Annotated in this window: 4 protein-coding genes; 2 read left to right on the forward strand and 2 right to left on the reverse strand. The window is 65.7% G+C overall.

Annotation, left to right across the window (positions count from 1 at the left end; all coding sequences use genetic code 11):
- On the reverse strand, positions 1 to 277 hold a 277-nt coding region (locus tag VME70_07055; GenBank protein ID HTW19952.1), incomplete at its 3' end, for a hypothetical protein.
- 93 nt (positions 278 to 370) lie between these two features.
- Positions 371 to 664 (reverse strand): hypothetical protein, encoded by a 294-nt coding sequence (locus VME70_07060; protein HTW19953.1) that lies wholly within the window; start codon positions 662 to 664, stop codon positions 371 to 373.
- 757 nt (positions 665 to 1421) lie between these two features.
- Between VME70_07060 and VME70_07065 the strand changes: the two genes are divergently transcribed.
- Both VME70_07065 and VME70_07070 read left to right on the forward strand, forming a co-directional pair.
- The gene (locus tag VME70_07065; GenBank protein HTW19954.1) at positions 1422 to 3890 is read left to right on the forward strand and encodes a right-handed parallel beta-helix repeat-containing protein; all 2469 of its coding nucleotides are present in this window, start codon (positions 1422 to 1424) and stop codon (positions 3888 to 3890) included.
- 379 nt (positions 3891 to 4269) lie between these two features.
- Positions 4270 to 4677 (forward strand): nuclear transport factor 2 family protein (locus VME70_07070; protein ID HTW19955.1); only part of this gene is annotated, 408 nt, incomplete at its 3' end.

Raw genomic sequence — 4677 nt, forward strand, 5'->3', positions numbered from 1 at the left:
CCGCCACCTCACGGACGCCGCGGCGGCGCTCGACCTCGACCTGACCGACGACGAGGTCGCGGCGCTCGAAAAGCCCTACGTCCCCCGCGAACCTACCTACTTCTAGACGGCACCGGATCTCACTGATCCGATCTTCCGATCTTCCGATCGTCCAGTCGCCTGTCTGCGGGCCGTAACCAGAATCGAGGATGACCCGTACCTTGGTGATCTTCACATCGTTCGGGACCTCGCAGACGACGCAGCCGACGCTGGAAAAGCCGACCTGGACGTTGATCACGGGCTCAAACGACTGGCATTCGACGACGTTATCGAACCCGGTCTGGAAAGACTGACCAGTCGAGTCGAAGATGATCGCGTGACGCTCACCTGCTCACCTGCTCACCTGCTCGCCGGCGGACAGGCCGGCCAGGGTGATGGCGGAGCCGACCTGCGCGGTCTGCGTTCCCACCGGTGCGTTGTTTCCGCTGGCTCCGGTGTTTCCGTTCCCTTGGGCGTTTCCGTTCGCTTGGCTGTTGCCGCTGGCGACGGTGCGCGTGCCCTGATCCGTATGCGCGATGACGGACACCGCAACGAAGACGATCACCGCGATGATGAACGCTCCGAGGCCGATGAGCAGGCTCTGCGCGGTGTCGCTGTGCCGGCGCGGCGCCGGCCCGTACGGCATTCCCGGAGCGCGCTGCTGCGGGGGCGGTTTCTCTGGAACGTGAAATCAACGGTCCATTCGGAAAAATCGAAAACATCAGCCCGAACGGACCGTTGCTTCCGGCCGACAGTCATTTGTGCAGGTGAAGGGGCTGACTGAGGTGTCGTGCCCGGCCCGCGAAGACCACTCAGGCGTGGCGTGGATTTCGAACCATTGCGAACAGTCGAAACCATCGGCGCATGCCAAGGTCAGTCACGCCGGGTCTTTCGCTGGACAAAGAAACCTAGGGTGCGTCACACATCAAGCGGAGCTAGGCACACGAATGAAGGTTCTACCTTGCTCCGCGCGCTGCTCGCCGACGCGGTCGCGGTCCTAAACTCCAGGCCCGCGCCGCGCGCCTGGCATCGGTCGGCCAGCGGGTCTGGGAGCCATCGCCAGACATGCCCGCGCCGGCGCTTGCCCCGACGTGCCGGCCCAGCTGAGGACCTACCGACATGGCGAAACCGTGAGCGCGAAGATCAAGTGTCGGAGTGCGCGATCACGGTGCCAACAAGCCGGCACTATATATCGTGCAATTTCCACAAATGACGATATGATCCCCCAAGCTGATAGCGGGGCGTAGGCCTGAACTGCTGCTGTTGGCCTGCCGCCATCTTGCCAGGGAGAGCTCGTGCGCCTCAGATCAAGTTTGTCCGTTGGGCTTGCCGTGGGCGCGGCCGGGCTCGCTACCGTCGCGATCGTCGTGCCAATCGTCGCCTCTAACGGAGCGGCCGCCGCCGTGGCCACGGCCACCCCGGCCGCTGCCACCTCGGTTGTCCCTTACACCCCTTACCCGTCCACCGGCACCGACCTTTACGTCGACAACCAGGTGGTCAACAAGACCAGTGTCTGTTCCGACAGCGGCCCTGGCAGCGAGAGCGAGCCGTTCTGCACGATCGCGGAGGCCGCGAGCGTCGTCCAGCCGGGCCAGACGGTCGTGGTCGAGCCGGGGAACTACACCGGCACCACGATCTCGGTCTCGGGAACCGCGCAGGCCCCAATTACATTTGACGCGATCGGGTCCGTGTCCATCAAGGCCATCGCGACCGGGGCGACGCTCACGATCTCCGGCGCGCACCATGTCGTTCTTGACGGGTTCAGCGCTTCTGGCCCCCGACCTTTCTACGTCACCGGCGAGTCGTCCGACATCACCATCAACGGCGGCTACGCCGACGACGAAAACGCCTCGACCGCGTCAATCGAAATTGACGGCACAACCAGCGACGTCACGGTCAGCCGGATGTCCGTCGAGGGACGTAACCCGATCGAGGTGGAACCAGGTGCCTCCGGGGTGGTCATCACCGGTAACTCCATCCAGCCTGACGAGACGAATACCTGGGGCGTGCTTGTGAACGGCGCCCCCGGCACCGACGTCACCGGCAACACCATCCGTGCCCTCTGCTCTGGCGGGATCTCCGTCGAGGGCGCCTCGACTGGCGTAACCGTTGAGAACAACATCGTGCAGCCAGGCGGGACCGCGTGTGTCCCCGGCGCCGGCATCTCAGTCTCGGCCGATTCTGAGGCCGACTCGGTCGTCGACTACAACCTGATCGACCCCTCTGCTGGCGAGGCCCTGTACGACTGGGGCGGCGCCAACTACCGCAGCCTCGTCGCCTTCCAGACGGCGTCTGACCAGGGCGCGCACGACATCGTGGCCAACCCCGACCTGGAGAACCAGACGCCTGGACCGTCATCGCGACTCCCCAGCCAGAATGCCTTCTGGTACCCGCTCCAGGCGGGCTCGCCCGCCATCGACTCGGCCAACTCGAATGTCCCCGGTGAATTGCCCACCGACCAGTTCGGCGACCCCAGGAGCGACGATCCCGCCGTGGCCGACACCGGCGTCGGATACGACGACCGCGGTTCCATGGAGCTTGAAGGCGGCACGTCCAGCGGGACCCGCTTCAGCGCCGCGAGCACTGGGACTCTTGCGGCCACCTGGACGGTGAGTTATACCCCAGCCTGGCCCACCAACGGACCCCTTTATAGCGAGGTGGTGAACTTCGGCGATGGCACGCCCGCCGAAGTAGTGAACACGAACAGCGTCTCGCACACCTACCGCTCCGCGGGCGTTTACACCGTGAACCCCAACGATATCGAGATTGCCGTAGGGGCGGACTACACGCCGATTTCGCCCGACCGCATCCTGGACACCCGCGTCGGCACCGGCACCGGCAAGATCGCCCCGATCGGCGCCAAGGGCAAGCTGACTCTGTCGATCCCGACAGTCGACGGCGTCCCTGCAGCCGACATGTCCGCAGTGGTCATGAACGTCACCGCGACCGCACCGACCAGGAGCGGCGACCTGACCGTGTACCCAGGGGCCGGCTCGGCCCCCATCGTGTCCAACCTCAACTTCTCGGCCGGCGAGACCGTGCCCAATCTCGTCACCGTCCAGGTCAGCGACGGCCGGGTGACCTTCTACAACAACAGCGCCGGCACCGTCGAGGTGGTCGCCGACCTGCAGGGCTTCTACGCGCGAGGTGGGTACGGGTACCAGCCGGGCACGCCGACCCGCGTCCTGGACACCAGGAACGGGACCGGCGTCAACGGACCGGTCGCGGCCAGGGGAGTGCTGCGGCTCAACCTGGCAGGGAAGCTGCCCGCGGGAGCGGCGGCCGCGGTCATCAACCTCACGGTAACGGAGCCGCAGAAGAGCGGGCACCTCACCGCGTTCCCGGACGGCGCACCCGAGCCGAACGCCTCGAACCTCAACTTCTCGGCCGGCGAGACCGTCCCCAACCTCGTCATCGTCGCGCTGACGAACGATGTAGCGGACATCGCCAACGCTTCCCCCGGCACCGTGCAGATGGTGGCTGACCTGGAGGGGTACTTCTCATCGAGCTCTCCGGACAGCTTCGTCCCGATCAGCCCGACCAGGGAACTGGACACCAGGACCACCGGCAGTGCGCTGGCTGCGGACAAGGCGATCACGATGAACATCCTCACCGACGCCGGCCAGACCGCGGCCGCCATGGTGGACAACGTGACGGTCACCGCGCCGGCCAGGGACGGCAACTTGATCGTCTACCCGGCGGGCCAGTCGCGGCCGGTCGTCTCGAACCTGAATTTCACGGCCGGCGAGACCGTGCCCAACCTGGTCATCGCCAAGGGCGGGACCAGCGCACAGGTCTCGTACTACAACAACAGTCCCGGGAACATCGAGCTCATCGTGGATGAGTATGGGTTCTTCATGAACCCCGGGTGACCCGGCCGGAACAGCTCAAGGACAACACCTCCGGGATCGGCCGGCCAAAGGCGGCCAAGGTGAACACGGACGGCTCCGGGCCGCCTCGCCTGCAATCCTATTCGAGTGCTTTGTGGGGCCAAATGCCATTTTCCCCAGAGCGTGAAATCAACGGTCCGTTCGGAAAAAATCCAAAACATCAGCCCGAACGGACCGTTGCTTCCCGCCGACAGGTGCGCGCCACTCGACCCCGAGGAGGGTACGGCGCGCGTGGTCGATACCGTGTTCTCGGTCGCGCGCGGACCCCGCCTGACGAATCCCAGGGCAGGATAGATCTCTCCGCAGTCGATGCAGACGTTAATTGCGGGTAACCGCATCCGGGATGAAAGGAACTGTCGTCATGAAGACGCCTATCGACGGGATGGCCGACTTCGCCGCCCTTGACCCGTTCTTCCGCATCGTCGAGCGGGGACTTGACGGGCTGGCCGGGCCGGGCCACTTCTTCGACCTGCTCGCCGACGACGTCGTCTTCGAGTACGTGATCACGGTCCCCGGTTACCCGCGCCGGGTCGAGGGCCGCGCCGCGGTGGCCGAACTGTACCGCCCCTACGGGACCGCGCTCGTGCTCGACCGCTGCTACGACCTGGCCGTGCACCACGACCCGGCTCAGGGAACGGTGGTCCTCGAGTACGCCTCCGCGGGCAGCGTCGTCGCCACCGGTGCCCCGTACGGCAACCGCTACATCTCCGTCCTCACGATTCGCGATCGCGAGATAGTGCACTGGCGGGACTACCTCGACCCGGTGCCG

The sequence above is a fragment of the Mycobacteriales bacterium genome, from assembly GCA_035504215.1.
Taxonomy (GTDB): domain Bacteria; phylum Actinomycetota; class Actinomycetes; order JAFAQI01; family JAFAQI01; genus DATAUK01.

Coding starts and splice junctions, on each gene's coding strand:
- VME70_07060 (HTW19953.1), bottom strand. CDS start 664: ATGCCGTACGGGCCGGCGCCGCGCCGGCACAGCGACACCGCGCAGAGC.